We start from the raw sequence: 26377 nt of genomic DNA on the forward strand, positions 1-26377 counted from the left end.
GTTCAAATAACGTAGAACGATTTGTATTTTTTCATCAGCTGTAAATTTAGCCATAGAAAAACTGCACCTCCAATTGTTAGACTGTGTCTAACAATTGGGGTGCAGTTCACTCCTAGATGCTCTACTTTTTTATTCCCTCTCCACAAACTTCCAAACTAAAAATACTGCACATAAATAGGAAAGCCCAATAACTAAAAAGCTGTAGCTTGCCCCTCTGTACCAATTGGATGATTCATTTAAAATGATTCCCATAATTGCTATACCGACTAATGCACCAATTTGACGATTTACATTTAAAGTTGCTCCAGCCATATTCCCATTCTCACGACCAGCAGATTTCATTACAATTGTAGTCATGGCAGGTACTGCTATACCGATTCCAAGATTAACAACACTATAAATGATTGCAATTCCTAAATAACTCACATTATTTACTAGAAGCATTAATAATAAAGACCCTATACTAGCTATAAATAACGCTATGAATAGTAACGATTTTGAGCTAAACTTACTCACCATTTTTGCAAATAATACATTCCCAATAACAAATACGCTCATCATCGGCAATAGTTGTAATCCTGCTACAAATGGGCTTGCTCCATATGCTTTTTGTAAAAAAAGTCCAAACATAAATATGCCGCCAAATAACGCAAAGTTTATTAGAAATCCAACTATATTCGCCGAGATAAATGTCTCGTTTTGGAACAACACTCTTGGTACAACTGAGTTTTTTGATTTTCGTTCTGCATAAACAAAGAGAATAGTAGTTAATACTGTCCCCACTACTCCGCCTAAAATTTGAGGCGAGGACCATCCGTAACTTGGCCCTTCAATTAGAGTAAACGCCAATAATGTTATTGCAATTATACCGATTAAATGATTTAATACGTTTATTTTCTCCTTTTTCGGTAAAATGTTTGGAATAATTACAAGGGCCATTAAAATACCAATCATCCCAATTGGAAGGTTTATAATAAAAATGCTCCGCCAGCCAAATGTATTTACTAAAAGGCCACCAATAAAAGGGCCCGTACCAGAAGCAATGGAGACAATTGCGGACCATATCCCAAACATTTTAGCTCTCTTCTTTTCATCCGGAAACGATACTACTAATAAACTAAGTGAACTTGGCATAAATAAAGCCGCTCCAACGCCTTGAATTATCCGCCCAATAACAAGAGCGTTCCCCGTTGTAGCAACCGTACATAAAAGAGAGGCGAATACAAAAATAATTAAACCAATTAAATATATTCTTTTTGCTCCAAATCGATTGGCCAGCGCCCCTCCAGCTAATAATAATGCCGCAAAAGATAGAATATATCCGTCAACAATCCATGTCGAACTATATAATGTTAGTCCTAATGTTTCTTGAATATTCACCACTGCAACATTTACTACTGTTACGTCTAATGTTGCCATAATAAATCCCATTGCCAAAGCGATTAAAATGATAATACCTGATTTCTCTTCTGTTTGAACATCTAAATTTCTGCTAGCTACTCCATTCACTTGCTTACTCCCCTTTCAAAAATTAGTAATTTACCTATATATCCCTTTAGGACTATAATAAATAAAGTACTTTAATTATAAAAGTACTGATTTTTTATATAGTACCTATACTTTTATATAGTAAGGAGCCTTTATATGGAAAATATAAATGAAAAAATTTTATTAAAATGCCCCATTGAAAAAACAATGTCTGTAATAGGTGGAAAGTGGACTTTCTTAATTTTAAGAGATTTGTTCTATGGTCCTAAACGTTTTGCTGAGCTTGAAAGATGCCTAAACGGTATTAGCCCACGCACTCTATCTCTTCGCTTAAAAGAACTTGAACAAGAAAATATTATAAAGAGAACAATCTACTCAACTATGCCACCTCACGTAGAATATTCACTAACAAAAAAAGGCGAAACACTCCGTCCTATTTTTGACGCGATGAAGGATTGGGGAAATGAGTGGAAAATATTAGATGAATAAAAAGAAGGTATCATCTTATGTGATGATACCTTCTTTCTATTCATCCGAAATCACTTTCACATACATCCCTCTCACCGCTTTTTCATAAGCGCTATCACTCATCTGTCTTATGTTTTCTGACACAACAGACGATGGAACGACTTCCCCCTCACAAAGTAACGGTGGATCAATAAGACGTACTTTATTTTTCTGATACAAATCATAATCGTTTTTATCTTCTTTTACCTTTACATTCGGATGAACTTTGCTTACTAAAGCATGTACTTCTGAATCACTACATTGCTGCAATTTCGAAATTAGCTCATCATCTTCAAGAAGAAAATCATCTGCATGAATAACCTTTTTGTGTAGAGCTAACTTTAGCGTTTTTGCTAACATATCATTTCCATAAATATTCATTGGTTGCATAAAGAAATCGATGACTTCTTTGTAATACGTTTCTGTAAACCACTCTGCTATTTCGATATTTTGAAGGACCATTTGTCCGTTTACTTCAATTACATCTTCTAAAAAACTGTGAGCTTCTTCTAAAGAAATATACCCGTATGTATACATATCTCGTAACGTATAATCCACTCGATCTGCGCATAATTCTGGCGCTGACCTTTCCAGTAATGTCCACTTCGAATCATCTAACAAAATCTCTTCATAGTTATAACCATACTTTGAAAGAATCGCTGGAATTTCTGAATTTTTCACAACAGCACTAAATATTTCTTCATGATAACTTTCATTTTTGTTATCAAAAACATAATCAATCACATGAGAAAAAGCAGTATGCGATACGTCGTGCAGTAAACCAGCAATTTGTTCCTCTACTGAGCCACCGAGTTTCTTAATTAACAACATAACACCAACTGAATGATCAAAGCGCGTTACATTCCATTCCTCATTTATTAAGTAGCTTGCGCCAGTTTGATGAATACCTTTTAACCTTTGCACAGACTTACTTACAATTAATTCTTCTACTACTGGATCCACTTCAAATTCTCCGTATAGCACATCTGATAAGATCACTTATAATCCCCCTTTATCTTATAATCGTAACTCTTTTATGAAATCGACACCAAAAAAATATTAAATTCAAATATATTGATTTTAAATTATGAATATTGTATATTATACATGTCTGTTATTTGTTTTAATTCATTTATTTTTATTGAGTGCTCCTTATACGGAGCCTTTTTTATTTGTAAAAATAGAGAGCCATTAGCTCCCTATTACATAAACTTATTCAAACGTAACCTCCACCTGCACAATCTCCGACCTACTTCCAAGTCTAAGCGGCGGTCCCCAAAATCCGAAGCCTGAAGAAACAATTGCGTGAAATGCACCTTTTTGTGCGTAGCCCCAGTCTAGTTCGTACATTCTTCTCGTTACAATATGATTTGGTGCCATTTGTCCGCGGTGCGTGTGACCGGATAATAGTAAATCTACGCCAGCATCCGCTGCTTGTTTTAACTCGAATGGCTGATGATCCATTGCAATAACTGGCATGGATTTATCTACTGTACTCATAAGTTTTTCAAAGCTTTGACGATCTCGCTCTGTTTTATCTCTTCTTCCAACGAGATAAAAGGCATCTTCAATAGTGATCACTTCATCTAACAAAATACGAATATCGATCTTATCCATCTCTTGCAGGAATTCTGGAACTGCTTGTCCGTAATATTCGTGATTTCCTAACACACCATATACGCCTAGTGGAGCTGTCATTTGTTTCATAATATGTCCCATATTTTTTTGAATGAACACACCTGGATGATCATCGATAATATCTCCTGGCAGTAAAATAATATCCGGCTCCATTTCATTTACATGACGAACAAGCCTTTTCAAATGTGAAACGCCAGACAATTTACCGAAATGCATATCAGAAGCCATCGCAATGCGTAAGCTTTTACGTCCCTCTACTTTTTTTGGAATGTGCACCTCATACTTTCTTACTACTGGGCTATATGCATTAAATACTCCGTACGCAAAGATAAAAATAAATGCAGCTAACACAACCGCCCCTGTCCAAATAATTGCCGCTTCTTTCTCTACTACAAACTGTAAAAGAAAGACTGTAATATTAGCTAACGGCAATAACATAAGCGCGTATTGTATAACCGCAAACCAAATTGAACCTATCGTTCGTAGAAATGGCAAAAACTTAAACACTTGCACGAGAATGTACGCATACGAAATGAAGCCAACTATGAAAGCGTAATATCCCCAAGACTCCCAGCCAAATACCGCATGAAGCCAAACCCAGCCGTTCCAGCCTATGTAGAGCATAAGTAGTGTGTATATAATTAATATCGTAAATATATTGAGATAACGAAGATTCTTCACAACTAGCCTCCTTATTCATTTCTTCTATTATATCTTGTTATGCACTTATAGCGTAAATATTAAGCACTTCAATCTTCACAATAAAAACCCCTAATTGCTAGACGCAAATCTAACAATTAGAGGTGCAATTCAAAACAACATTCCTTTTACAGATTTTCGTTATAGAAACTTGTTAATTTTTCAACTGCAATTTTTACTGGTTCTGGTTGATCATATAAATCGTAGTGACTCGCACCTTCCAAAACAAGTAAGTCTTTCTTCTCTGAAGCTGCTTTCTTATAAAGCTCATGACCATCTTTATAAGAACCGAATGCACCTTGTTTACTGCCGACAATAATTTGCAGCGGCTGCGTTAATAACGTATCTGCTAAATGGAACGCATCAAAACCAATTACCGATCCCATACTCGTAAAGTTTAACTTATTTGGCGAGTTCACACTTTGACCTCGCGGCGTTGTGTAATACTCAACTGCTTCTACAATATCTATATCTGTCATACCTGCTACCGCTAACTCTTCCTGATTTTTAGGAATCCAATTTGTAATCATTACCTCTGCTCCGCGCGCTTCAGCAGTACGTTGTTTACCAATTGCCTCTAACACACCAATCGGGTTAGACTCACGATTTAAACGACCGATATTTGCACCAACAACTGTGCCAACCGCTTTAATGCGGCGCTCTGTCATCGCAGCATTTACCGCATAACCACCGCCTGCACAAACACCTAACACACCGATACGTTCTTCATCTATATAAGGTAGAGTCGTTACATAATCTACTGCTGAGCGAATATCCTCAACTCGCGTAGCTGGCTCTTCCATATATCTCGGTGCACCTTCACTTTCACCTTGATATGATGCATCAAACGCAAGCGTTACATATCCTTGTTCCGCTAACTTCTCGGCATACAATCCTGCTGTTTGATCTTTACAGCTACTACCTGGATGCACACAAACAATCGCTGGATTTTGTTTCTTTTCCTCAGCATCTTCAGGAATGTTCAAAATACCTGCAACTTGTAAACCTCTTGCATAAAACCGTACATTTTTCTTCGTAACTGCCATATATAAAACCACCTTTATCTTATTTTTAATTTTACACTTGTGAGAGTTATTACTCACGTGTATATTTATAATAAAATGAGTAGCACCTTGTTTCAATGACCACATTTACACATTTGGGTGATAATACACACATAACGAAATATGTGTATCAACAACGGAGGAACACCATATGGAGAAAATCGATCGAAGAATTATAAAATCACAAAACGCCATTCAATCGGCATTTATAGAAATGTTAATTACAGATGGTTTCGACGAAATTACAGTAAAAAACATTACCGAAAAAGCAAACATCGGGCGAAAAACCTTTTACTTACACTATCTAGATAAGTACAATTTATTAGATAAAATTGTGGACGATCATTTAGACCAATTAAAAGAAATATGCTATGAGAAACAAAACAAAGGGTTTATAGAAGGAACGATCATATGGTTTGAATACTTCAAAGAACACAAACCATTTTTCGCGGCGTTATTTAAAAGTAACAGCACATTATCGTTTCAAAAAAAGTTATTAACTTTCATCATGGGTGAAATAGAGAAAAAGTTAAACACAAACGCATCAATAAATAAAAACATCGATAAACACATCATTTTAAAATTTTTAGGAACGGCTGTAATGGGCATTTTGGAATCTTACGTATTAAACGAAATTGATAGTGATGTTGAGTGTGTTGCGACGCAAGTTGGGGAGTTGATGAGGAGGAATGTATAACGGTTATGAAAAAGCGCACCCAGATTGTTGAGTGCGCTTTTTTATCATCTCATATATTAATTGTATCAACATAATACAGCCTATCATCCATCTGAAAATACATAACAGATCCGCGGCTATAATAAGTACCAAATTGAATCGGTTCTCCAAGTTCATTACGAAGATTCATATCATACACATGATTATTATTTAAATCATAAACAACCAACTTTTCATCTTGCGTAATAAATACTACTTTGTCCTGAGCAACCGCAAAACTTTCCGACCGTATTTCCTTAATTACATTTATTTCATTCCAAGACATATGAATTTTTTTATCTTTCATTTGAACTAAAGGAAATTCGGAATAATAATAGAGCCAAACGTCTCCATCTAACACATTTATTGCATAACAATCATCTATATAAGGTATATTATATTTTTCTACATATTGATCATAACTATCAAAAATTAATTGACCTGTAGAATCAAAAGCAACTATACCATTTGCTCCAATTGGGCACTCTCCAAAAATCCCTTCATCACAATAACTAACCCAAATATCTTCATTCACATCAACCTGACAATCTTGAATCCCTTCTCCGGCATAAAACTTACAATATTCACTTCCGTCTGGATTATAAATAACTGCATTCTCACCTTCATAATTAAATATAAATAGCCATCTCTCTCCGATTCGTTGCATACGTATCACAGATTCAACATCTATATCTACATTTAAATTAATATTACTTATACTCCCATTATTTTTATCCAAATAAATAATACAAGGGCGATCCTGATGATCTTGTACTAATAAAATTATATTTTGTTTATAGTCCACGTTCATTTTTCTAAATTGATAAGCTTCAACAATAGACTTAAAACTGGTTAACTCTTTACATACGATATCTTTCATATAGATAAAAACCCTCTCATTGATTCTAAACATAAAAAATAAGCGTCAAACTCCCTTAATATTAATAAGTTTAACGCTTACTCTCAATTATTATTTTATATACTTCACCTTACAGTTATCCTGTATGATACAATGCACCCAAGGTATGTAAAGTTGATTTCCTTCTATTATGAGCTTTGAAGGTTCTCGTTTCAACATTGATACCACCTCTTTTATACATCCTAACGTAACTCAAACCATTGATAAAAGTTCTATTATCCCTTATTCTTTTTCTACATTTATAAATGGTGCGCTCTCTTCTCAATCAAATAAAACTTCCATGCAGAACAAACTCAAGTGCTCTGCATGGAAGTTTGTATGATTAGACATTCTTTACATAGATAGAAATATAAAAAACTCTCTCCTATTTGAAACGTTATTCCTCCTGTAAGTCCCCCTTCATTCCCATAATCTTCTCCGGTCAACATAGCCACATAGTTCATACTTTTCGAGCAACAAGGACACGTTGCCTCTATAGAATCTTCTATGTATAGGGGGGCTCCAAGTATTCTACAAATATAATCTCTTCCCATAGCATCTAAAGCTTGGTCATTTTCATCTTCATCACAAGGGACATCATAATTCTCCATCGTTACTAATTTCATATCATATTTCGGCAAAGGAACTGGTATCTTATCAATTAATTCATACTTCCAATCAAACATCTCACTTTGAGTAATGGTATGTATAGAACGTTCCATTATATTTATTTTGAAATTTTGTATATCTTCATATAAGGAACAATTTAAGCAAGTGATTAATGGCAACTCTCTTAATTCTTCTGTCTTAAGTTCCTCTAATCTAGAATCATTCAAATCAAAGGTAAATATTTGATGCACTTGTTCATTACATTGCGGACATATAGGAACTTTCCAAGTTTCTCCACCAAAATAATGGCTATATCCCTCTTCTCCGCGAATAACTCTAAATCCTAATTTATTCATACATTTGCCTCCACTTTATAATACGGATAACAGTTGTTATCGTTCAGTTATACTCAATTACAAAATTTTTATTAGCGGATATCTCTTCTACAAACTTTTGTTTCTCTTCTAACTTGTATTCCATGCAGAAATCTATTAAATGAGAAGTAGACCAAGTCACATTTCGAACTGGATTTCTCCTAGTGTTTTCATTGATTTCTCCCATTATTTCCATTTCAAAAATAACCTTAAGAGTATAATCGTCAAATACCATTCCATTAAGCATCAAAGCTGTTAAAATGTTAGCATTATCGATATCCTCTTTAGTAGGCACTGTTTTCAAATGCAAATCAAATATAACACATAAAGGAAACACGTCTTCCATCAATTCAACAATTTGTCCGAAAAAATATGTTTCATTTGGTAAAGAGATAGAAAATACATCCCCAACTTTCCATTTTTGTTTTTTAGGTCGTTTCCAAGATCCTATGAACTGCTCATACTCTCTTTTATTCTCAAATGTAAATTCTTCGTCTATAAGCTTATTCACCAAAATCGCAACTTGTAACATTGTCTTTCCATTTGTTGAATATATCTCTACACAATCGCTCTCTGAATCAAAACGGACTTTACCTTTTATTCCCGCTTCTTTAACTTGATTTCGTATGAAAACCATTGCATCATAATTTGTCTCTAAATCTAAAAGCCCGGCTAAATCCTCAAAAATGATATATTCTTTTGAACTAAAATCCGGTATAAACATACGAATTCTCCCGATTTGTAACGTATAATTTAATTCATTGAATAGTACTGATTCCATTTATTCTCTCCTATAACACTCTAACTGTTTTTCATTGAAACTATTTTCTTCTAATAATAAAACCCTCTTATTATTTCTAAACATAAAGGTTACAAAAAAAGTAGGAACCTCATGTTTTGCAGGTTTATTCTACCCATAACACGCTCTTCGGCATAGCAAAAAAACACTCATTTTTTCCGAACGTAAAGATACTACATAATATTCATCTGTAAAATGCCCTACTATATACTCCCGTTGATATCAAAAATTTGTAAAATATCTTTCTCTAACTTTATTGCATTAAAATCAGACTTAGCCTTTTCCCCTAATATTCTAATAGATTGAATAATATTTCTAATTATCAATATTTTTCTCGTAGCATAATCTGCAGATAAAAATGTTTCATAGTCAATCCTTAATCTAAAATCTGCTTCTTTACTCTTCCTTTTAAAGAGCTTTCTTTCTTTAAAAAAGCCCGCATCTTCATATTCCGGAGTTATTTTAGCTACTATAGGGATTATAGCTATTTCTTCTACTTCACTACCATAATCATTACTATTTAATCCTTCAAGTTCACTACCGATTTCTGAAATTATATTTATAAATTCCTCAGCAATATCCCCTTCTAATTCACCACTAAAAAAAAACTCATAATCACTCACCCTTTTAATAGTCACTTTTATTTAGTGGAGGACGCTTTCCATTATTTTTCTTTTTATATGCTAAAATCTTTTTATATTGCCATTCGCATCATATGTTAACGATTCGTTTCCGAACTTCTAGACTAAAAAGAAAGAAGAGTCGTTCTGGACTCTTCTTTCAGCTAATCGTTTCTTAATTTATTTTTCACCCTCTAATTCTTCTACACCATATGATAACTCTTCATTCGCAATAAAAATGGGACCGTTTGCTACATCAATACGAAGTACCAAGCCTATGGGGATAATAACCCATTATATACATCTCTCCCAAACTCCATGGATTTCCTCTTAAATTTCACTAATGCTTTTATAATTCACCTTCTATATATAATACTACATTTGGATAACTGCTTTTAAGTTTCAATCCTATGAAAACCATGATTAATTATCAACATCTCTCAAAAATTTATATTATTCTAATTCTAGGTAATCTGAGTATGAAATAGCTGTTGGGAATTGGTCCTTAAATTTCTGTATAATTGATTCATTAGTACTTGCAAAAATCAAGCAAGTACTATCAAAAAAACCAAATTCCATAACAGAATCAGGGATAGTCAAAAAATAATCCCTTTCCCAATAACGTTCATTATCTTGAATAATTGGTGGATCAGGCGGATTTTTTAACACATCCGTATTTGTTTTTTCTACCGCAATTACTACTCCGAAAATAATTAGTACCCCGTATTTTTTAAAAAAATCATACAGTTCTTCACCAGTTATATATAAATAACCTTTTTCAAATATAGTACCTGCTCCGTCCTCCTCTTCTATTTCTTCAGATTTTTTGAATACATGTGCCTCCATATCAGTAAAAAACCAATCATATTTTTTGATTTCTGAATCTAAAGGTAATAATACCTCATCTAAATGACATATATCTCCTTCTACATAAAAACGCATGTTATCACTCACCATTTCTTTCTTAACGAATACCATGTAGATCTTTTTGGTTTATCGTTTTTCCATTTCCAATAATGTTTATGTGGTACAACAGGATGCGCTTTAGGATTTCCATGATTTGAATAATCTATATCTTTCCATGATCTTCCCTTTGCATCATAATATCTTTTTTGTTCTAATTTTTTATTTTTAAAATAATACGTTATACCATTTTTGGGTCCATCCTTAATTGAGGGCTTATTATATGTTACATTAATTCTAGGCTTTCCTATATTACCTTTATATTTTAATGGTTGCTTTACATAACGTTTAGCTAGTTTTTTTCCTGCCATTTTCACTACATAGCGACCTACATGAGGAGCAGCTATTCTAGCCCCATGTATAGCAATTGGAACAAACCATGCTAAATGCCCATCTGGATCAATGTTCATTATAGGGTTATTATCACCATACGTATACCCATTCATCGTAATCGGATCATCTTCATCACCCGGATCAGGATCCACCGATAAGAACACACCATGCTCCGGATTATAGTATCTCGCAATCAAGTAATACATACCAATCTCTTTATCATACATGTATCCTGCATACCCAAATGGATTGTCTGCTGCGATACCTTTTGCGTCACTCTTTAATACGTTACCCCACGAATCATATTCATACGTTGCTACAACTTCTCTATTTTGATCTGTCATCGCAATGACATCACCACGAGGGTTATAGTGATAGTACAGCGTTTGTCCTTTTGATTTCATCGCTAAGCGTACACCATCTGCTGAATACACATAATGACGAAGAACTTTTCCACTTCCATCTGTTTCATATAATGGATTAATACTATCTCCATCATAGAAGTAACGTGTTACTTTGCCATCTATATTCTTTTCAATACGACGATCATCATCATCATATTTGTATGTTGCGAATGCATCGCTTTCACCTTGTTTGGTGATAGCTACAATTTGGTCGTCTTCATTCCATGTATACTTGTACTTTCCATCTGATGTACGATTACCATTCGCATCATACGTTAACGATTCATTTCCGAATTTTACAAGCTGATTTCCTTCATTGAATGTTGCCGCTATAGACTTTGTTTCTTTTCCATTCTCTACAACTTTCACACTTGTACGGTTTCCAAATCCATCATATGTGTATGATTTAGTTGTTCCGTTTGGTAATGCTTCATTTAATAGTTGGTTAATCGGGTCATATACAAAGTTTGTTTCTGTTACTTTTCCGCCCGCACCTTCATGTTTAATCTTCGTACGGTTACCCGCTTGGTCATATTCATATCGTTCAGAAAGTAGAATACTGTTTGATGTACCTACTACTAAATCTTTAATTTTGTTCGCATGGTCATAGTTAAATGTAGAACCTGAACCATTTCCAGCTGTGTACGTACGAACATTTCCTTGATCGTCATAATCAAATCGATATGTTTGCGAGCCATCTGTCACACGAACATTTTGATCTAACGTGTTGTAGTCATACGATACTTTATTTGTGTATCCGCCTTGCGTTACTGTTTGTTCTTTTAATTTTTCTGTCTTACTGTTTGCTTTGTCATGATATGCCCAGTCAATTTTTCCGCCTCGGCTATCTGTTGCGCTTGTAACGCGGTCAGCCTTGTCGTATGTTTTCGTGCGTTCTACACCGTTAACATGGTCTTTTACTTTCGTAACTTGTCCATTTTGATCGCGTTCAAATGTAAATGAATCTTTTCCATTTCGCTTTTCACCAATGACGCGATCTGCAGTATCATATACAGATTCTAAGATAGAACCGTTTGGCATTTTCGTTTTAATCTTGTTTGCATTTTCATCGTACGTATTTTCAATACGACGGTTCAACGCATCGATATACACTGTGTTTTTATTATCTACATCATATTCATATTTGTGTGTTTGTGTTTTCCCACCAAACATGACAGATTTCTCTGTTGTATTTCCATTATGATCATAACGATAGCTTACAGAAGTACCGTTTTTCAAGGTAACCTTCGTTAATAGATTATCTTTGTTGTAATCATATAGTTTTGTATTTCCTTTTTCATCGGTTTCGCTCTTTTTATTTCCTGATGCATCGTATGTGAATGTATTCTTCTGTCCTTCTTCATCATACGTCGCAACAACATTGCCATCGTTGTCGTACTCGTTTTTAATAAGAGCGTTCCCTTCTAGTAAACGAATATTATCAAACCAAACTTTTCCTTTATTCTCTCTTCTAAATTAAAATAAAGTATTCCCCCTTATCCAAAGAGGCAATACTTTATCTACCTCTATCCCATTAATGAAACCCACAACAAAAAAGCACACAATCCATTCACAAAAGTGAACGTTGTGCGCCTTCATTTCTCATTCTATTTCATTTATTTCTTCAACTTATCCGCCTTCGCAATAAATTGTGCTGCTTCCGCACGACTTACCGCTTTATTTGGAGCCCAGCCATTATCTGTTCCAATTGAAATCTTTTCTTGGATTAAAATATTGGCATACTTCGCACCCCAATGATTGTTTAAGTCAGCAAATTCTTTCGGTAGTTTTATATTTTCATTTCTTTCTAATTTATATGCATTTACTAACATAGAAGCCATTGATGCACGGTTAATTAACCCGCCCGGATTAAAGTTTCCCTTCTCATCACCTTTTACAATACCTGCTTTTTCAACAGCAGCAATATACGGCGTTGCCCAGTGATTTTGTGCATCAGGGAATGATGGCTTTGCATCTTTCTTAATTTCTAATCCTAAAACAGTTGCTACTATTTTTGCAGCGGAACTACGATCAATATTTTCAGCTGGTGCAAATGTACCATCTGGCTTACCGTGTACTGCTTCTTTATCTACTAAATATTGAACTGATTCTTGTGCCCATGCTGGTACGTCAGAGAATTTAGGCTTCTGTTCAATTGCACTCGCATCGATTTCAAACTGTACTTGATATGTATGATCATATTTAATTGCTGGAATTAATATATGCATTTGCATATTATATTTTTTCGAAAACTCATCAATTTCAAATTGAACAACTTTCGTACCGTTATTTGCTTTATCTTCGGAAATTACTTTTACATCATGGAATGTCCCTACTTTATTCGTATCTTCTACTCTAAGATACTGGAAATAGCTACTATCTTGAACTGTTAACGTAACGATTTTTTTATCACCTTGAATCGTTACTTTTGCATTTTTTAAATATGTAGACGCAACAGATGTATCATTCGTTTGATCTTTATAAGTCTTTAAAATAACGTCATACGTGCCATCTGCTAATTTGCTAGCTGCTTTCATTTCTACTACCGCTTCTGCTTTCGCAATCGGTGCCATCATACCGCTAAATGGAACTGCTAACGTTGCTGCTATAACAAATGCATTCATATATTTTTTCTTAATCATTATCAATATGACATCTCCCTTTATATAAATATATCCAACATAACCATCATATCGATAATGATTATCAATGTCAAATAAAAATAATACTATTATTTTCTACATAAGTACGCCTTCCGCTCGTTATTAAAAAGTAAATAATGCGCCGTATGAACTTTTCGTTCTAAATAATCAATAGAATAAGAGCTTGATGGATCAACTAAATCACCTATCGCTCCTGAAAGATGATCAATGACTTGCTGCAAAACCTCTAGGTTTTTCTTCTCACTTTCCGTATTCATTTCATCCATAATGTCACAAATAAGATATTGTACTCGCCGCAAACGTAATTCCTTCTGTTCCACTTATATCTCCTCCTTATTAGTCATATTACGGTTTAAATATATGGCACCATAGCTTAACCAATGCTAAAAAATAGAAAGGCAACCATCTTCATAAAGATGGTTGCCCCTATATTTAAACTTGCATCGCTTTTTCTCTCAAAGCTCTTCTCAGCAACTTGCCTGTCGTATTCTTCGGCAGTTCTGTTAAAAATTCAATACTCTTTGGTACTTTATATTTTGCTAAATGTAACGCACAGTAATGCATAAGTTCTTCTTCTGTTACGTTCGTTTGTTTCAGAACGACGTACGCTCGCACTGCTTCTCCTAAGTTTTCATCAGGAACACCGATTACAACAACTTCCGCCACTGATTCGTGCATGTACAATACTTCCTCTACTTCACGAGGATATACGTTATAACCGCCAACTAAGACGATATCCTTTTTGCGATCAACGATATAGAAGTAACCTTCTTCATCCATTTTCGCTAAGTCTCCTGTATACAGCCATCCATCTTTCAATGTCGCAGCTGTATCTTCTGGTGCGTTATAATATCCTTTCATAACGTTAGGCCCGCGAACAATTAATTCCCCAACTGCACCAACAGGTACTTCTTCCCCAAGTTCATTTACAATTTTATTTTCTACATGCCAAATATTTGTACCGATTGACCCTGGCTTACGCGGGCGATCTAGCGGGTTGAAACAAGTAACTGGTGATGCTTCTGATAAACCGTATCCTTCTGAAACGATAACGTCAAAACGTTTTTCAAAGTTTTGCAGAAGAGCAACAGGCATTGAAGCACCACCTGAAATACAAAGACGAAGCGTCTTCACATCTTCTGCGCTCGCTTCTTCGAATAAATATAAATAATTGTACATTGTCGGTACACCGGCAAAAATCGTCGGTTCATACGTGCGACAAATACGGAATACTTCTTTCGGGCTAAATTTCGGTAACATTAAAATCGTTGCCCCGTTCACAATCGGTGCATTGACCGCCACTGTTAAACAGAATACGTGGAACATTGGCAGTGCTGCAACGACGCGATCATCAGCCGTATATTGTAAATACGACGCCACATCGCTCGCATTACTATATAAATTTTTATGCGTTAACATAGCGCCTTTCGGTTTTCCAGTTGTGCCCGAAGTGTATAAAATAACCGCTACATCTTCTTCATCTAGTTCTGGGCCTTCGTAAGTTACATCTCCAGCCCCTATCATTCTAGTAAACGTTTTCATTTTTTCGGTTTCTGTATGGTTAAAATCTGATGAGGTTTCGCATATGATGATGTTTTCAAGTGAAGGAAGTCTTGTTGTAAGAGATTGTATAACAGGTAGAAGGACGTCGAGTACGATAATTGTTTTTACATCTCCATTTTGTAAAATGTAATGCATTTCGTCTGCTGTATAAATTGGATTAACTGGAATAACAGTTGCTCCCGCTTTCATTGTTCCGTATAAACCGACCAAAAAATGTGGTGAATTTCCAACAACTAATGCAACATTGTCCCCTTTTCCAATGCCCATTTCTGCTAAATTGCTAGAAAACCTTGTGACCATTTTGTTTAATTGGTCATATGAGACCGACTGATCCATAAATATATAAGCCGGTTTATCCCCCTTCTTTTTCGCCGTTTCAGCCAAAGATTGAACGAGATTCACACAAACCCCACCTTTATAAAATTTAGAATATTTAAAAATTCTAAATTAATTATATTAAAAGAAAATTAAAGTGGCAAGTGTTATTCCATTAACTGCATATAAACAGATCACCTCCTCTTCATTTACTTTGGAAGGATAAGGGAATTTCATTTGCAAGTAATTTATGAAACTAGACCAAAAATCATTTTAGGATAATATGCACTCATCTTTTCTCTAAGTTTAGTAAGTTCCTCTTTATTTAACGTCGTATGCTCTCCAAACAAGTTAATCGCGTCCGCTCCATCTTCATGAAAATACACCGTAACATATAGTGCCGGTAACCCTGCATTGTCTTCATCTATTGAAAAGACGACATCTGGTGTCTTATTAACAGTGCTGAATGTTTCATTTCTTTTCCACTTCTTATTTTGAAACATGTCTTGTATTTCCTGTATCTTTCGTCTGTTATCTGTATGCGTAAAATATATAACATTATCTTTCGCTGGTTTTCCAATCGATAAAAGTATGCGACTTGAGGACGTTTCATCGTTACAAGCTGCTATTCCAATAACGAAGCTGAGCAATAATACAACGTACATTACTCTTTTCATTTCGATCCGCCTCCTTTTGAATATGTATATTCTTTTATAAGAGGCAGATGTCCTGTGATTTTATCGTATATAAAATTATATCGGCGATTTTTCAGATATATCAGCGCAACTCGAAATATATCGGCGATTTTCCAAATATATCGACCGCAACTCGAAATATATCAGCGATTTTTAAAATATATCGACTTACCGACAAAACGTGACAATCTACGCAAAAAGAAAGAGGCTGCCAGTTACGGTAGCCTCCCTTATTTTTAGAAGAACAAATGTAAGAAATCTTCTGTTGTAATATTACCAAAGTAACGTGCGATATCTACGCCTTCTAAAGCTGCAGTGAATGCATCTTTATCAAATTGTACGCCTGTTAGACGTTCTTCAATGTCATGCACATCTAGTGAACCGAAGAAGTCACCGTAAATTTTACATTCTGTTACTGTTCCTTTTTTCACTTCAAGACGAACGTCAACTTGTCCAACTGGGAAGCGGTGTGAATGTTGTAAGTTGAACTTCGGAGATTTTCCGTAGTTCCAATCCCAATTGCGGTAGCGCTCTTCAGAAAGTTTATGGATTTCTTTCCAATCCTCTTCTGTTAATTCATACGTTGGAATTTCTGTTTCTCCTTCGAAAATTGTTTCTAGAAGAAGTTGTCTAAACTCTTCTGTCGTCATTTCTTCGTTTAGGAACTCTGTAATGTTCGCAACGCGGCTACGGATTGATTTAATTCCTTTGGATTGGATCTTATCCATTTTTACTTTCAGTGCTGATACGACGTGATCGATTTCAGAGTCAAATAGTAACGTACCGTGACTGAACATACGACCTTTCGTTGAGAACTGCGCGTTACCTGAAATTTTTCTGCCTTCAGCTAAAATGTCGTTACGACCACTTAGTTCTGCATTTACGCCTAATTTACCAAGCGCTTTCGTTACAGGCTCTGTGAATTTTTTGAAGTTGCTGAAACTGTCTCCATCATCTTTCGTAATAAAACTGAAGTTTAAGTTTCCTAAATCATGATATACTGCGCCTCCGCCTGATAGACGACGAACGACATGAATACCTTTTTCTTTTACGTAATCTGCATTAATTTCTTCTACTGTGTTTTGGTTTTTACCAATGATAATCGAAGGTTCATTAATGTAGAAAAGTAAATATGTTTCGTTAATATCTAAATTCTTCACACAATATTCTTCAATCGCTAAGTTTATTCTAGGATCTGTAATCCCTTTATTATCAATAAATAACATCGTATCACCTCATGAGTTCCATACGTAGCCACTATGCGCTAGCGTAATATGGCCACTGAAAATTTGTTTTGCTTCTGTTACTAAATCAGCTGGATTGCCTGTATGCGGTAAGTGCGTTAATAAAAGTTCTTTTACATTCGCATCTTTCGCAATACTTGCTACTTCTGTACTATTCATATGCCCTGCTTTTGCAGCCTCTTGATGTGCATACATATTACACTCACAAATGAAAAGATCAGCATCTTTTGTGAATGGAATAAATTCAGGAATATAACTGGAATCTGCGCTATATACTACAGCGTCATTACCTGCTGTAATACGCATCGCAAAGCATGTAACAGGATGAACAGTTTTTAAGAATGAAATCGAGAACGGTCCAACTTGAAGTGTTTCTTCTGGATTGTACGCGATTCCTTTCGTATGCGGTTCATGCGTTAAAGACTGGAATCCACTCTCATCAAACGTATGACCGTATATTGGTAGTTCCGGTAGTTGTCCCTTTGTCGCACTCGTAATTAGTCTCGCATATTGCAATACCCCAATGTCTGCAACATGATCGTGATGATAGTGCGAAAGTACAACTGCATCTATATCAGATGGTGTTATATATTTTTGAAGCTGTGCTAGTACACCACTACCACAGTCTACAAGTAAACGAAAACCATCGTGTTCAAACAAATATCCCGACGTTGCTTCTCCCGCTTCTGGAAAGCCGCCCCAAAAGCCGACAACAGTCATTTTCATATGTATCCATCCTTTCTAAAACCGAGTAGAAATGCATGTTTCACTTACATTCTACATTGTTAACTATAATCCATTTCCTAAACTTTTTCATTAATTTTCAATTTTGTTATAAAACAGTTGTTGACTTTTGTTTTTTGTACTAATACAATGATAGTAAGAAATGGAAATGGAGGGATTGACATGATCGATCAACCAATGGAGTTTTTCAGAAATTTACCGACGAAAACTTGTGCGCACTGTGGGAAAGAAATTGATGAGCAACACGAAGCATACCATAACAAATGTGATGACTGCGTTCACGAAGAATAGTAGTTTGTGAACAGAAAAAAACCTAGCAGACATAGTCTACTAGGCTAATAACATCGTATCCTTCATCGTTGAACCTTTCACCAAGAGCTCCAGTTCAAACTCATACAATTCTTTTTTTCGATAATTTTTCGTATGGATTTTATCCATCATCAGGTCGACAACTTTTCGGGCCATCTCATCGATTGGCTGTTCAATTGTCGTAATACCTGGCTCTGTAATCTGTGATAAAATTTGATTATCAAAACCGATAACAGCGAGATCATCTGGAATGCTCCAGTCATGGCGTTTCGCCTCTGAAATAATTCCAGCTGCTACCTCATCGCCTCCTGCCAAAATCGCGGTAGGATTTTTTTTGTCCTTTAATACTTCATGGAATATTCGTTTTCCATCTTCCCAAGAGAAAGCGTTTTCAAGAAAATCAATCGCTTCTACTTGGCGGCTCTTCTCCGTTATGGCACGTAAAAAGCCCATTTTTCGCTGTTGGCTAACCACTTTGGTTTCGTTACCACGGCAAAAAATAAGATTACGATATCCTTGTTCTAACACATGCTTAGCAGCTATGTATGCTCCTTGCGCATGATCAAACTTCACTGTTGGAATATTTGCTTCCTCAATATATTCATTACATAACACGATTGGACCGTGTTGTAAGTACGGCTCTACATCTTCCCACGGATTTTCTAGTGAACATAGAATAATCCCATCTACTTGTTTCGTAGATAATAATTGTAAATACTCCATCTCTTTTTCCGGTAAATATCTTGTTTGACAAATAATCAGTTTATATTTATGTTCAGAAGCAGCAATCTCGATTGCTTCAATAAATCTACTGAAGAAAGGATTTGTAATCCTTGGAACTAGCACCGCAATTGTTTCCGTTTTTTGTTTACGAAGCCTTCTCGCCGCAGAATTAGGAACAAAGCCTAAATGCTTCATTGCTAATTGAACCCTTTTTTTCTTCTCATCTGAAACATATGGATGATTATTAATCACCCTAGAAACCGTTGTCCTTGATAACCCCGCTAATTTCGCCACGTCCTCTATAGTCGACACGAAATTCTCCCCCTTTGCATGAAAACGTTTTCTTAAATTGATTATATAGTATATTATTGGAAACTGCAATACGGCTTCTTATGATTTTACTATATTAATATTATACATAGGGAAAAGTATGTTAATGGGAGGGGATTTTATATTACTTTTAGAAGTTTACAGGAGGCATATTTATTAAAGATAAAAGGAGATATTTCATGAATCGGACCGATCGTTTATTAGCTATATTAATTGAATTACAAAGAAGACAAACTGTTACAGCACAAAGCTTAGCGGAAAAATTTGAGACAAGTATAAGAACGATTTATCGAGATATGGATGCACTTAACGAATCGGGTGTTCCTATTTATTCAATGCCTGGTCACGGTTATTCATTAATGGATGGTTATTTCTTGCCCCCCATTCAGCTTACGCCTGAAGAGGCTGTTACTCTTTTACTAGGCGGTGATTATATCGAGAAAACTTTCACTTCTTCTTTTTCTGTACATGCACGATCAGCAAAAGAGAAACTTGAAATTGTTCTCCCTGCTGATCAACAAAAGAAAGCCCAGGAATTACGAGAAACTTTTCGTTTCCTTTCTCCTATATTTTCACATCAGCAATCTGAACAAGAAAAACTAGAAAATCAACTTCTTCTATTGCAAGAATCTATTCAAAAAGAACAAGCTATCTCTTTTTCTTATCGGAAACCGAGAGAAACTACAAAAATAAAGCGGACCGTTCATCCTTATGGCTTAGTCAATATTTCAGGAATTTGGTACATCGTTGCCCACTGTTTACTTCGAAAACAAATACGCAATTTTCGTTTAGATCGAATGGATACATTACAGCAAGAACAAGAATTCTTTACAAAGCCGAAAGATTTTTCTTTACAAAACTATAAACCTGAAAGCAATCGGACTGTTACGGTTCATTTATTGTTTCCATCTCATATTGCACATAAGATTATTGAGTCCCGCTACTTTTTTATAGATTCATACGAGCATAGAGATAACAGTTTTCACGTTTTTTTGAAATCAAGAAACATAGACGAAGTATTTCAATGGGTATTTAGCTGGGGGAGCCAAGTGCAAGTACTTGAGCCAAAAATTCTTTCTGAGAAAATCCGTGATGAAGCAAAAAAAATGTTAAAACTTTAATTTCACTACTGACATAATGTTGTCAGTAGCCATCCTTTATATTAGGTATTAGCAAATACATTTTTATAAAAAGGGGTTAACAATATGAAGAAATTTGAGGAATTAGCAACGTATTACATAGAGGAATTAGAAAGGTACTCTATAGAACAATTTAGGACGAAACCGTCTAGCGAAGAATGGTCCCTCGGTCAAATGTATAGTCATTTAATTGCCTCTACATATATGCAGTTAGATGCAATTGCGAAATGTAAAACTGAAACACCATCAGCAACTAACAAGAAAACGGACATGGGTGAAAAAGTATATAAACTTGGTGCTTTCCCGGATATACAAATCAAAGTACCAAATCATCCTGGATATACACCTGAAAATCCCTCTAATAAAGAAGACATACAGAAACAGCTTCTAGAATTAATTACAATTGTTAAAGACATTGAGCCAACACTTTCTTCTATCCCAAGTGATTGTAAAGTCGAACATCCTGGGCTTGGTTACTTACATGCAGCAGAATGGTTTCAACTTATTTCTATGCATTTTGCACATCATCTTCGTCAGAAAGAAAGATTGGAACTTAAGGTTTTCTAAGTGTTAACATTTCCACTAAAAAGAGACTGCCAATATTGGCAGTCTCTTCACTAACATATGCACCGCTTATACAATTACTTATAAAATCCCACTTGCTATCAATAGAAAACTCCTTTATTTTATTCAATATAAAACCCCATCAATACATCATCTCCATATGATCCATCTTCATATTTAATTTGCTTTCTTTGTCTGCCTTCCTCTACAAATCCCATACGTTTATACACCTTAATTGCCCTATCATTAATAGAAACTACGCCTAAGCAAATTTTCTCTAAGCCTTTCTGCTCTTTAGCCCAACGAATAAGAAATTCAATTAGCTTCGTACCAATGCCCTGATTACAGTACGCCTCTTTAATTCCCATTCCCATTGTGCCTGCATGTCGTAAGCGGTCTAATTCATATCGATTGAAAAGTAAAAAGCCAACCACTTTTTTATCTACTTCATAAACTATGTAAAGATTACCTTTCTCATGACTTTTCCGTATCTTTTCTCTTTCTGCATTCATATCATTTGGTAATTTCTTTGGAGATACTATAAAAAACTTTGTAGTAGTTTTCGATAATATAATTTCTTTTCTAATATCCATAATTGCTTCTGCATCAACCTCTTCTGCTAATCGTATCACTAAATCACCTCGTACCTTTTTCTAAAAACTACAAAGAAGAATAGATAACGTGAGGATTCCCCTCTAATTCATTATTTTAGCTCCTCCCACTTCGTCCAAACTTCTCTTCTATTTACATGGTACATATTATCCTCACGATCCATAAACCCGTGCACAATAAACTCGCGTCTAATTGTACAAAAATCATCGTGATATTGTTTTATAAATGTATTCATTTCTTTTTCCGTATATTGATTTTCAGCGTTTAATTTGCTAATTAAATGCTCTAACAATACTAGTTTTTTCTTCTTTTGACCTGGAATCGATTTTAAACGGTCCTCTTTATCGAAAAAGTTACGAATAGTTGTATCCCTAAATTTCATGTCACTTTCAGTCATTTTATTGTCCTCCATTAATTTTTATAAAATAAAACTTTATTGTTTGTCCTTACTATTCTTCTTCATTCTTTCACTTACAACATCCATAAAGTAATACCCACTAATAAGCACATAGTAAACTACAAGTATTCCTAGTGCATCTTTCATATTTATATATTTTTCTTTATGAAACAAGATAGGTGAAAGGGCGTAAACAAGAAAGATGATTAGCGGATTTAAGATAAAATAATAAGTAAGATTTCCTTTCATCGTATCAGCTCCTCTACTCTATGTTTCTCTGTAAATTGTTGTAATTCCTTTTCTTTCGTTTCTATAGTTTTTAGAAAGATTCATATCCGAACTACAAAAAAGATGCCCTGTATTACAATAAAAAAAGCACCAAAAAGGTGCTTTTTTCTACGCTTCAACCGATTGATTTTCAGCAATATTTTTAAACTGTCGTTTATGCATCCACGTTAATGATGCAATTGTTCCAAGTGATAACACAACGATGAAAATCATCAGTACTCCTACGTTTTGCCACATGAAGTCAAAGTCTCCACTTGATACGACTGCTTTCAATCCTGATACAGAATATGTCATCGGTAACCATGCATTAAATGGTTGTAAAAACTTCGGAATCAATTCTAGTGGGAATGTTCCAGCACTCGTTGTAAGCTGAATAATTAATGTGATGATGGCGATGAAACGCCCTGCATCACCGAATGCTGTTACTAAACATTGAATTAATGCGATAAACGCTAAACTTGTAACAATGCTAAAGAGTATGAAATACGGAATACTTTGTACTTCTACACCTAATCCGAATAGTAATATGATATCTGCTACTACAGCTTGAATAATACCGACTGATAGTAAAACGCCGAACTTACTAATAAACCAGCTAAATCCTGATTTTGGAACACCAACTGTGTCACGTAATGGATATACGATAGATAATAATAATGCCCCAACAAATAAACCGAGTGATAAGAAATACGGTGTAAATCCAGTTCCGTAGTTTGGAACTTCCGCCATTTTCTCCGTCTTCACTTTTACAGGACTTGCAAACATATCATACGTTTTATCCGTTCCTTTTACTTCACCTGTTTTCTCTGCCCCTTCGCCTAGTTTCTCAGCAAGTTCACCTGAACCATCATTTACTTTCACGAGGCCATCCGTTACTTTTCCGGAACCGTCTGCTAGTTTATTAACTCCGTCGATTAGCTGGGTTGAGCCGGTTGACATTTTATTTAGACCACCATTTAGAGTACCTATGCCAGTTGTTACTTGATTAGATCCATCTGCTAATTTTGTTACCCCTACAGATAATGTTCCTAAACCGCCTGTCACTTGGCTTGAGCCATCTGCTAATTGATTTATTCCACCTGCCATTTGGTTTGCTCCTACAGATAATGTTCCTAAGCCTTCTGTTACTTTTCCAGATCCATCAAACAATTGATTTACCCCATCAATTAATTGCCCTGATCCGTTTTTTAATCTATCTGCACCTACTTTAGCATTACCTAATCCTTCACCTAATCCATGAAACCTACTTACAAATTCGTTTTGTGCATTCGTTAATTTTTTAATACCACTCGTTAAATTTCCTACATCTTCTGGATTCGGCATTTTGCTTTGCATCCCACTTGTCTTTTCACTGATTTCGCCTTTTAATTGTTTTACTTCTTCATTTAATTTATTTGTTCCGCCTGCTACTCCGGCAGCTTTTTGCTGAACTGTGGCTGTACTTTTTACCGCATTTGTTATGAATGGTTGTAACTGCTCTTGATATTCTTTTGGTAAACTTTCAATTTGCTTTTGTAAATTCGCTACATCTTGCGCTGCATTTTTTGCATCTCCTGCTGTTGATTGTGTAAGTTCATTTAACTGATTTACATTCGCCCCAGCTCCATCTATTTTCTCATTTACTGTATTCAATATAGAAGGAACTTTCGACTGCATTTCCCCTAATCCTGCAACAGAGCTTTGTACTTTATTATTTAACTCTTGCAAACCCTTTTGAATCTCTTGAGAACCTTCCTCTAATTGCCTTTGCCCTCCTGCAAGTTTTTCCATACCATTTGATAGTTCAGTTGTTCCTGTTTTTAATTCACCTGTTTTACTTACCAATATGCTCAAACCGTTAGTTACTTTCTCAGATCCATCATGCAATTCACTAATTCCTTTTTGCATTTCACCTGTTTTACTATTTAACGTATTTAAACCGTCTGTTACTTTTCCGGATCCATCTTGTAATTTCCCTATACCGCTTTTGCTATTTAACGTATTTAAACCTGCTGTCACTTTTCCGGATCCATCTTGTAACTTATTAGATCCATCTGCTAATTTCTGAACTCCATCCTTCATCTCCCCAGACTTTCCTTGAAGTGTATGAAGTCCATCTGTTACTTTACTTGAACCATCATGCAGCTCACTTGATCCGTCATGTAGTTTACTTGCTCCTTCCGCCCCATCTGCTAATCCTTTTGAGACGTCTTGAATGGAATCAAACATTTTCTCTGCATATGTTTTCGTTAACGTACTTGCTACTTCACCTTTAATTTTTTCAATGGCTGTTCCGCCAATTTGTGAAGATAAGAAGTTTAAGCTTTCGTTTGGAATGTATTCTAAGTTTAATGGTTTCGGATCGTCTTTTAATAACGTTGTAGCATTACTTGAGAAGTCATCTGGAATACGTACTAACATGTAATACTTTCTACCTTCCATTCCTTTTTTCGCTTCTTTTTCACTTACAAACTCCCATTTAAAACTTGTATTATCTTTTAAGTTGTCAACAAGCCCTTTTCCGACCTCAATTGGTTTCCCATCAAATACTGCACCTTTATCTAAATTGACTACCGCCACTGGCAAATCATCTAACTGTTTATACGGATCCCAAAAGGCCCATAAAAACATACCTGCATATAAAATTGGTACGAATAGAACCGCGATAATTGGAATTAATATTTTTTTACTTTTTATAATTTGTGTGAACTCTTTACGAAGTAACTGATTTCCTTTCATCATTTCTCCCCCTTTTTTAAAATGACCAAATTGTTCAATTGGTCATTTTTATCCAAACAAAAAGGCTATACTGATTCATACATATGCCTTATCCCCGAATTTATACTATGCAACTGTTCCTTAATATGAAGTGAATATTTCTATTATCCCTCCTAAATTAAATATATGACCACTTTGTTCAATTGGTCACTTTTTATAATAATAAAAGGATTATCTTAGTTTGACAATCCTTTTAATAAATAAAGTTCAAATAATTCTGCAATTTTTTCTTTTTCTAGCGGCTCATGATTTTTTTCCCAATCAAAAATAAGCGATACATATAAGCGAAGCATAATAAATGCTGTAATTTCTGGATCACATTTGCTAATTTCACCTTTATCAATCGCAATCTTTAAATACGATTGAATGACAGAAACGATTTCCACATCTACTTGTTGCATCACTTCTTGTACTTCTTTCGTTCCCATATCGCGCTCTTCTTGAATTAACTTAATCATGAGCTGATGTTCTTTTCTGAATTCTAATATGCTATATAATGCTCTATGTACATTTTCAAAAAATGAAACATCTGAACGAATTGCATTTTCTGCAACTTGCTTCATTTCTGTAATTAAATTAGAAATAATCTCGCCAAATAGCTCTTCTTTATTTTTGAAAAAAGTATAAATCGTTCCTTTTCCTACATTCGCTAATTTCGCTACTTGATCCATCGTTGTTGCTTTATAACCGAATGCTGAAAAAGACTTTGTTGCAGCCTCAATAATAGAACGTTTTCGATCTATCGCCACATCGTCACCTCCAAAAATGACCAATTGGATAATATAGTCAATTAGTACATCTTTGATATTACCACACGCTTACATTCTATACAAGTTCTCTTTTTTATTATTTCCAGTATAAAAAATTCCAGTCAAATTGTATCATACTGTCCATAGTTTATCAGAAGAAAAGAGAAAAGGAAA

General features: G+C 35.0%; 26 protein-coding genes and 1 pseudogene. 5 read left to right on the top strand and 22 right to left on the bottom strand.

The annotated features are described in order from the left end of the window. Positions 1-129: 129 nt before the first annotated feature. Positions 130-1509 (bottom strand): MFS transporter, encoded by a 1380-nt coding sequence (locus tag ACTFNE_RS22540; RefSeq protein ID WP_101219594.1) that lies wholly within the window; start codon positions 1507-1509, stop codon positions 130-132. Positions 1510-1644: 135 nt separating this feature from the next. Here ACTFNE_RS22540 and ACTFNE_RS22545 point away from each other — a divergent pair, with 135 nt between their 5' ends. Next, on the top strand, positions 1645-1977 hold the full coding sequence (locus tag ACTFNE_RS22545) for a winged helix-turn-helix transcriptional regulator (RefSeq protein ID WP_046198629.1): 333 nt from the start codon (positions 1645-1647) through the stop codon (positions 1975-1977). Between the two features lie 36 nt (positions 1978-2013). Here ACTFNE_RS22545 and ACTFNE_RS22550 read toward each other — a convergent pair whose 3' ends face one another. The 3 genes from ACTFNE_RS22550 to ACTFNE_RS22560 form a co-directional block, all read right to left on the bottom strand. Next, a complete protein-coding gene (locus tag ACTFNE_RS22550) occupies positions 2014-2994 on the bottom strand; it encodes an HD domain-containing protein (RefSeq protein WP_270705539.1) in 981 nt (326 codons plus the stop codon). Positions 2995-3207: 213 nt separating this feature from the next. Next, complete coding sequence (locus tag ACTFNE_RS22555) at positions 3208-4314, bottom strand: metallophosphoesterase (protein ID WP_270705538.1); 1107 nt, start codon at positions 4312-4314, stop codon at positions 3208-3210. A gap of 146 nt (positions 4315-4460) precedes the next feature. Beyond that, positions 4461-5378 carry an alpha/beta hydrolase gene (locus ACTFNE_RS22560; protein WP_270705537.1) on the bottom strand — a complete coding sequence of 306 codons (918 nt, stop codon included), beginning with the start codon at positions 5376-5378 and terminating at the stop codon, positions 4461-4463. 169 nt (positions 5379-5547) lie between these two features. Here ACTFNE_RS22560 and ACTFNE_RS22565 point away from each other — a divergent pair, with 169 nt between their 5' ends. After that, positions 5548-6093, top strand: a complete 546-nt coding sequence (locus tag ACTFNE_RS22565) for a TetR/AcrR family transcriptional regulator (protein ID WP_270705536.1) — start codon at positions 5548-5550, stop codon at positions 6091-6093. A gap of 49 nt (positions 6094-6142) precedes the next feature. Here the strand turns inward: ACTFNE_RS22565 and ACTFNE_RS22570 are convergent, their stop codons facing one another. From ACTFNE_RS22570 to ACTFNE_RS22625, 12 genes and pseudogenes are all read right to left on the bottom strand, one after another. Continuing rightward, the gene (locus tag ACTFNE_RS22570; protein ID WP_270705535.1) at positions 6143-6991 is read right to left on the bottom strand and encodes a hypothetical protein; all 849 of its coding nucleotides are present in this window, start codon (positions 6989-6991) and stop codon (positions 6143-6145) included. Positions 6992-7323: 332 nt separating this feature from the next. Continuing rightward, the gene (locus ACTFNE_RS22575) at positions 7324-7974 is read right to left on the bottom strand and encodes a hypothetical protein (protein ID WP_270705534.1); all 651 of its coding nucleotides are present in this window, start codon (positions 7972-7974) and stop codon (positions 7324-7326) included. 43 nt (positions 7975-8017) lie between these two features. Further along, positions 8018-8773 (bottom strand): Imm26 family immunity protein, encoded by a 756-nt coding sequence (locus ACTFNE_RS22580; protein WP_270705532.1) that lies wholly within the window; start codon positions 8771-8773, stop codon positions 8018-8020. Between the two features lie 221 nt (positions 8774-8994). Then, positions 8995-9414: an Imm44 family immunity protein gene (locus tag ACTFNE_RS22585; RefSeq protein WP_046198634.1), complete on the bottom strand. Its 420-nt coding sequence runs from the start codon at positions 9412-9414 to the stop codon at positions 8995-8997. A 450-nt stretch (positions 9415-9864) separates the two neighbouring features. After that, the gene (locus ACTFNE_RS22590) at positions 9865-10389 is read right to left on the bottom strand and encodes a hypothetical protein (RefSeq protein ID WP_254796433.1); all 525 of its coding nucleotides are present in this window, start codon (positions 10387-10389) and stop codon (positions 9865-9867) included. Next, positions 10362-12710 (bottom strand): annotated as a pseudogene (locus tag ACTFNE_RS22595) (RHS repeat domain-containing protein). The gene ACTFNE_RS22590 and the pseudogene ACTFNE_RS22595 overlap by 28 nt, the downstream one beginning before the upstream one ends. A gap of 17 nt (positions 12711-12727) precedes the next feature. Beyond that, a complete protein-coding gene (locus ACTFNE_RS22600; protein ID WP_229136452.1) occupies positions 12728-13753 on the bottom strand; it encodes an S-layer homology domain-containing protein in 1026 nt (341 codons plus the stop codon). 89 nt (positions 13754-13842) lie between these two features. Continuing rightward, positions 13843-14094: a hypothetical protein gene (locus ACTFNE_RS22605; RefSeq protein ID WP_061131511.1), complete on the bottom strand. Its 252-nt coding sequence runs from the start codon at positions 14092-14094 to the stop codon at positions 13843-13845. Positions 14095-14206: 112 nt separating this feature from the next. Continuing rightward, positions 14207-15739 carry a fatty acid--CoA ligase family protein gene (locus ACTFNE_RS22610; protein ID WP_270705531.1) on the bottom strand — a complete coding sequence of 511 codons (1533 nt, stop codon included), beginning with the start codon at positions 15737-15739 and terminating at the stop codon, positions 14207-14209. 161 nt (positions 15740-15900) lie between these two features. Then, a complete protein-coding gene (locus tag ACTFNE_RS22615) occupies positions 15901-16329 on the bottom strand; it encodes a hypothetical protein (RefSeq protein WP_000832616.1) in 429 nt (142 codons plus the stop codon). 254 nt (positions 16330-16583) lie between these two features. Further along, entirely contained in the window at positions 16584-17573 is a 990-nt protein-coding gene (locus ACTFNE_RS22620) for a lipoate--protein ligase (protein WP_000897258.1), read from the bottom strand. A gap of 9 nt (positions 17574-17582) precedes the next feature. Beyond that, a complete protein-coding gene (locus tag ACTFNE_RS22625; protein WP_000784663.1) occupies positions 17583-18317 on the bottom strand; it encodes an MBL fold metallo-hydrolase in 735 nt (244 codons plus the stop codon). Positions 18318-18497: 180 nt separating this feature from the next. Here ACTFNE_RS22625 and yhfH point away from each other — a divergent pair, with 180 nt between their 5' ends. Next, positions 18498-18626 (top strand): protein YhfH, encoded by a 129-nt coding sequence (gene yhfH, locus ACTFNE_RS22630; RefSeq protein WP_000567010.1) that lies wholly within the window; start codon positions 18498-18500, stop codon positions 18624-18626. 39 nt (positions 18627-18665) lie between these two features. Here the strand turns inward: yhfH and ACTFNE_RS22635 are convergent, their stop codons facing one another. Next, positions 18666-19679: a LacI family DNA-binding transcriptional regulator gene (locus ACTFNE_RS22635; protein WP_000103718.1), complete on the bottom strand. Its 1014-nt coding sequence runs from the start codon at positions 19677-19679 to the stop codon at positions 18666-18668. A 197-nt stretch (positions 19680-19876) separates the two neighbouring features. Between ACTFNE_RS22635 and ACTFNE_RS22640 the strand changes: the two genes are divergently transcribed. Together ACTFNE_RS22640 and ACTFNE_RS22645 are read left to right on the top strand one after the other, a co-directional pair. Continuing rightward, the gene (locus ACTFNE_RS22640; protein WP_001082268.1) at positions 19877-20818 is read left to right on the top strand and encodes a helix-turn-helix transcriptional regulator; all 942 of its coding nucleotides are present in this window, start codon (positions 19877-19879) and stop codon (positions 20816-20818) included. 84 nt (positions 20819-20902) lie between these two features. Next, positions 20903-21403, top strand: a complete 501-nt coding sequence (locus ACTFNE_RS22645) for a DinB family protein (protein ID WP_270705530.1) — start codon at positions 20903-20905, stop codon at positions 21401-21403. 119 nt (positions 21404-21522) lie between these two features. Here ACTFNE_RS22645 and ACTFNE_RS22650 read toward each other — a convergent pair whose 3' ends face one another. The 5 genes from ACTFNE_RS22650 to ACTFNE_RS22670 form a co-directional block, all read right to left on the bottom strand. Next, positions 21523-22032 (bottom strand): GNAT family N-acetyltransferase, encoded by a 510-nt coding sequence (locus tag ACTFNE_RS22650; RefSeq protein ID WP_270705529.1) that lies wholly within the window; start codon positions 22030-22032, stop codon positions 21523-21525. A 71-nt stretch (positions 22033-22103) separates the two neighbouring features. Beyond that, entirely contained in the window at positions 22104-22409 is a 306-nt protein-coding gene (locus tag ACTFNE_RS22655; RefSeq protein ID WP_002194411.1) for a DUF2087 domain-containing protein, read from the bottom strand. A 36-nt stretch (positions 22410-22445) separates the two neighbouring features. Continuing rightward, entirely contained in the window at positions 22446-22658 is a 213-nt protein-coding gene (locus ACTFNE_RS22660) for a hypothetical protein (protein WP_000678008.1), read from the bottom strand. Positions 22659-22805: 147 nt separating this feature from the next. Next, positions 22806-25415 (bottom strand): YhgE/Pip domain-containing protein, encoded by a 2610-nt coding sequence (locus ACTFNE_RS22665; RefSeq protein WP_270705548.1) that lies wholly within the window; start codon positions 25413-25415, stop codon positions 22806-22808. Between the two features lie 215 nt (positions 25416-25630). After that, positions 25631-26203, bottom strand: a complete 573-nt coding sequence (locus tag ACTFNE_RS22670; RefSeq protein WP_000963375.1) for a TetR/AcrR family transcriptional regulator — start codon at positions 26201-26203, stop codon at positions 25631-25633. Between the last annotated feature and the right edge of the window lie 174 nt (positions 26204-26377).

The organism is Bacillus cereus group sp. MYBKT111-2, assembly GCF_051915205.1.
Taxonomy (GTDB): domain Bacteria; phylum Bacillota; class Bacilli; order Bacillales; family Bacillaceae_G; genus Bacillus_A; species Bacillus_A paranthracis.

Bases quoted from the DNA above. Each gene is read 5' to 3' on its own strand.
- ACTFNE_RS22545 (WP_046198629.1), top strand. From the start codon at position 1,645: ATGGAAAATATAAATGAAAAAATTTTATTAAAATGCCCCATTGAAAAA.
- ACTFNE_RS22560 (WP_270705537.1), bottom strand. From the start codon at position 5,378: ATGGCAGTTACGAAGAAAAATGTACGGTTTTATGCAAGAGGTTTACAA.
- ACTFNE_RS22565 (WP_270705536.1), top strand. From the start codon at position 5,548: ATGGAGAAAATCGATCGAAGAATTATAAAATCACAAAACGCCATTCAA.
- ACTFNE_RS22570 (WP_270705535.1), bottom strand. From the start codon at position 6,991: ATGAAAGATATCGTATGTAAAGAGTTAACCAGTTTTAAGTCTATTGTT.
- ACTFNE_RS22575 (WP_270705534.1), bottom strand. From the start codon at position 7,974: ATGAATAAATTAGGATTTAGAGTTATTCGCGGAGAAGAGGGATATAGC.
- ACTFNE_RS22580 (WP_270705532.1), bottom strand. From the start codon at position 8,773: ATGGAATCAGTACTATTCAATGAATTAAATTATACGTTACAAATCGGG.
- ACTFNE_RS22590 (WP_254796433.1), bottom strand. From the start codon at position 10,389: ATGGTATTCGTTAAGAAAGAAATGGTGAGTGATAACATGCGTTTTTAT.
- ACTFNE_RS22600 (WP_229136452.1), bottom strand. From the start codon at position 13,753: ATGATTAAGAAAAAATATATGAATGCATTTGTTATAGCAGCAACGTTA.
- ACTFNE_RS22615 (WP_000832616.1), bottom strand. From the start codon at position 16,329: ATGAAAAGAGTAATGTACGTTGTATTATTGCTCAGCTTCGTTATTGGA.
- ACTFNE_RS22620 (WP_000897258.1), bottom strand. From the start codon at position 17,573: ATGTTATTTATTGATAATAAAGGGATTACAGATCCTAGAATAAACTTA.
- ACTFNE_RS22625 (WP_000784663.1), bottom strand. From the start codon at position 18,317: ATGAAAATGACTGTTGTCGGCTTTTGGGGCGGCTTTCCAGAAGCGGGA.
- yhfH (WP_000567010.1), top strand. From the start codon at position 18,498: ATGATCGATCAACCAATGGAGTTTTTCAGAAATTTACCGACGAAAACT.
- ACTFNE_RS22640 (WP_001082268.1), top strand. From the start codon at position 19,877: ATGAATCGGACCGATCGTTTATTAGCTATATTAATTGAATTACAAAGA.
- ACTFNE_RS22645 (WP_270705530.1), top strand. From the start codon at position 20,903: ATGAAGAAATTTGAGGAATTAGCAACGTATTACATAGAGGAATTAGAA.
- ACTFNE_RS22655 (WP_002194411.1), bottom strand. From the start codon at position 22,409: ATGACTGAAAGTGACATGAAATTTAGGGATACAACTATTCGTAACTTT.
- ACTFNE_RS22660 (WP_000678008.1), bottom strand. From the start codon at position 22,658: ATGAAAGGAAATCTTACTTATTATTTTATCTTAAATCCGCTAATCATC.
- ACTFNE_RS22665 (WP_270705548.1), bottom strand. From the start codon at position 25,415: ATGAAAGGAAATCAGTTACTTCGTAAAGAGTTCACACAAATTATAAAA.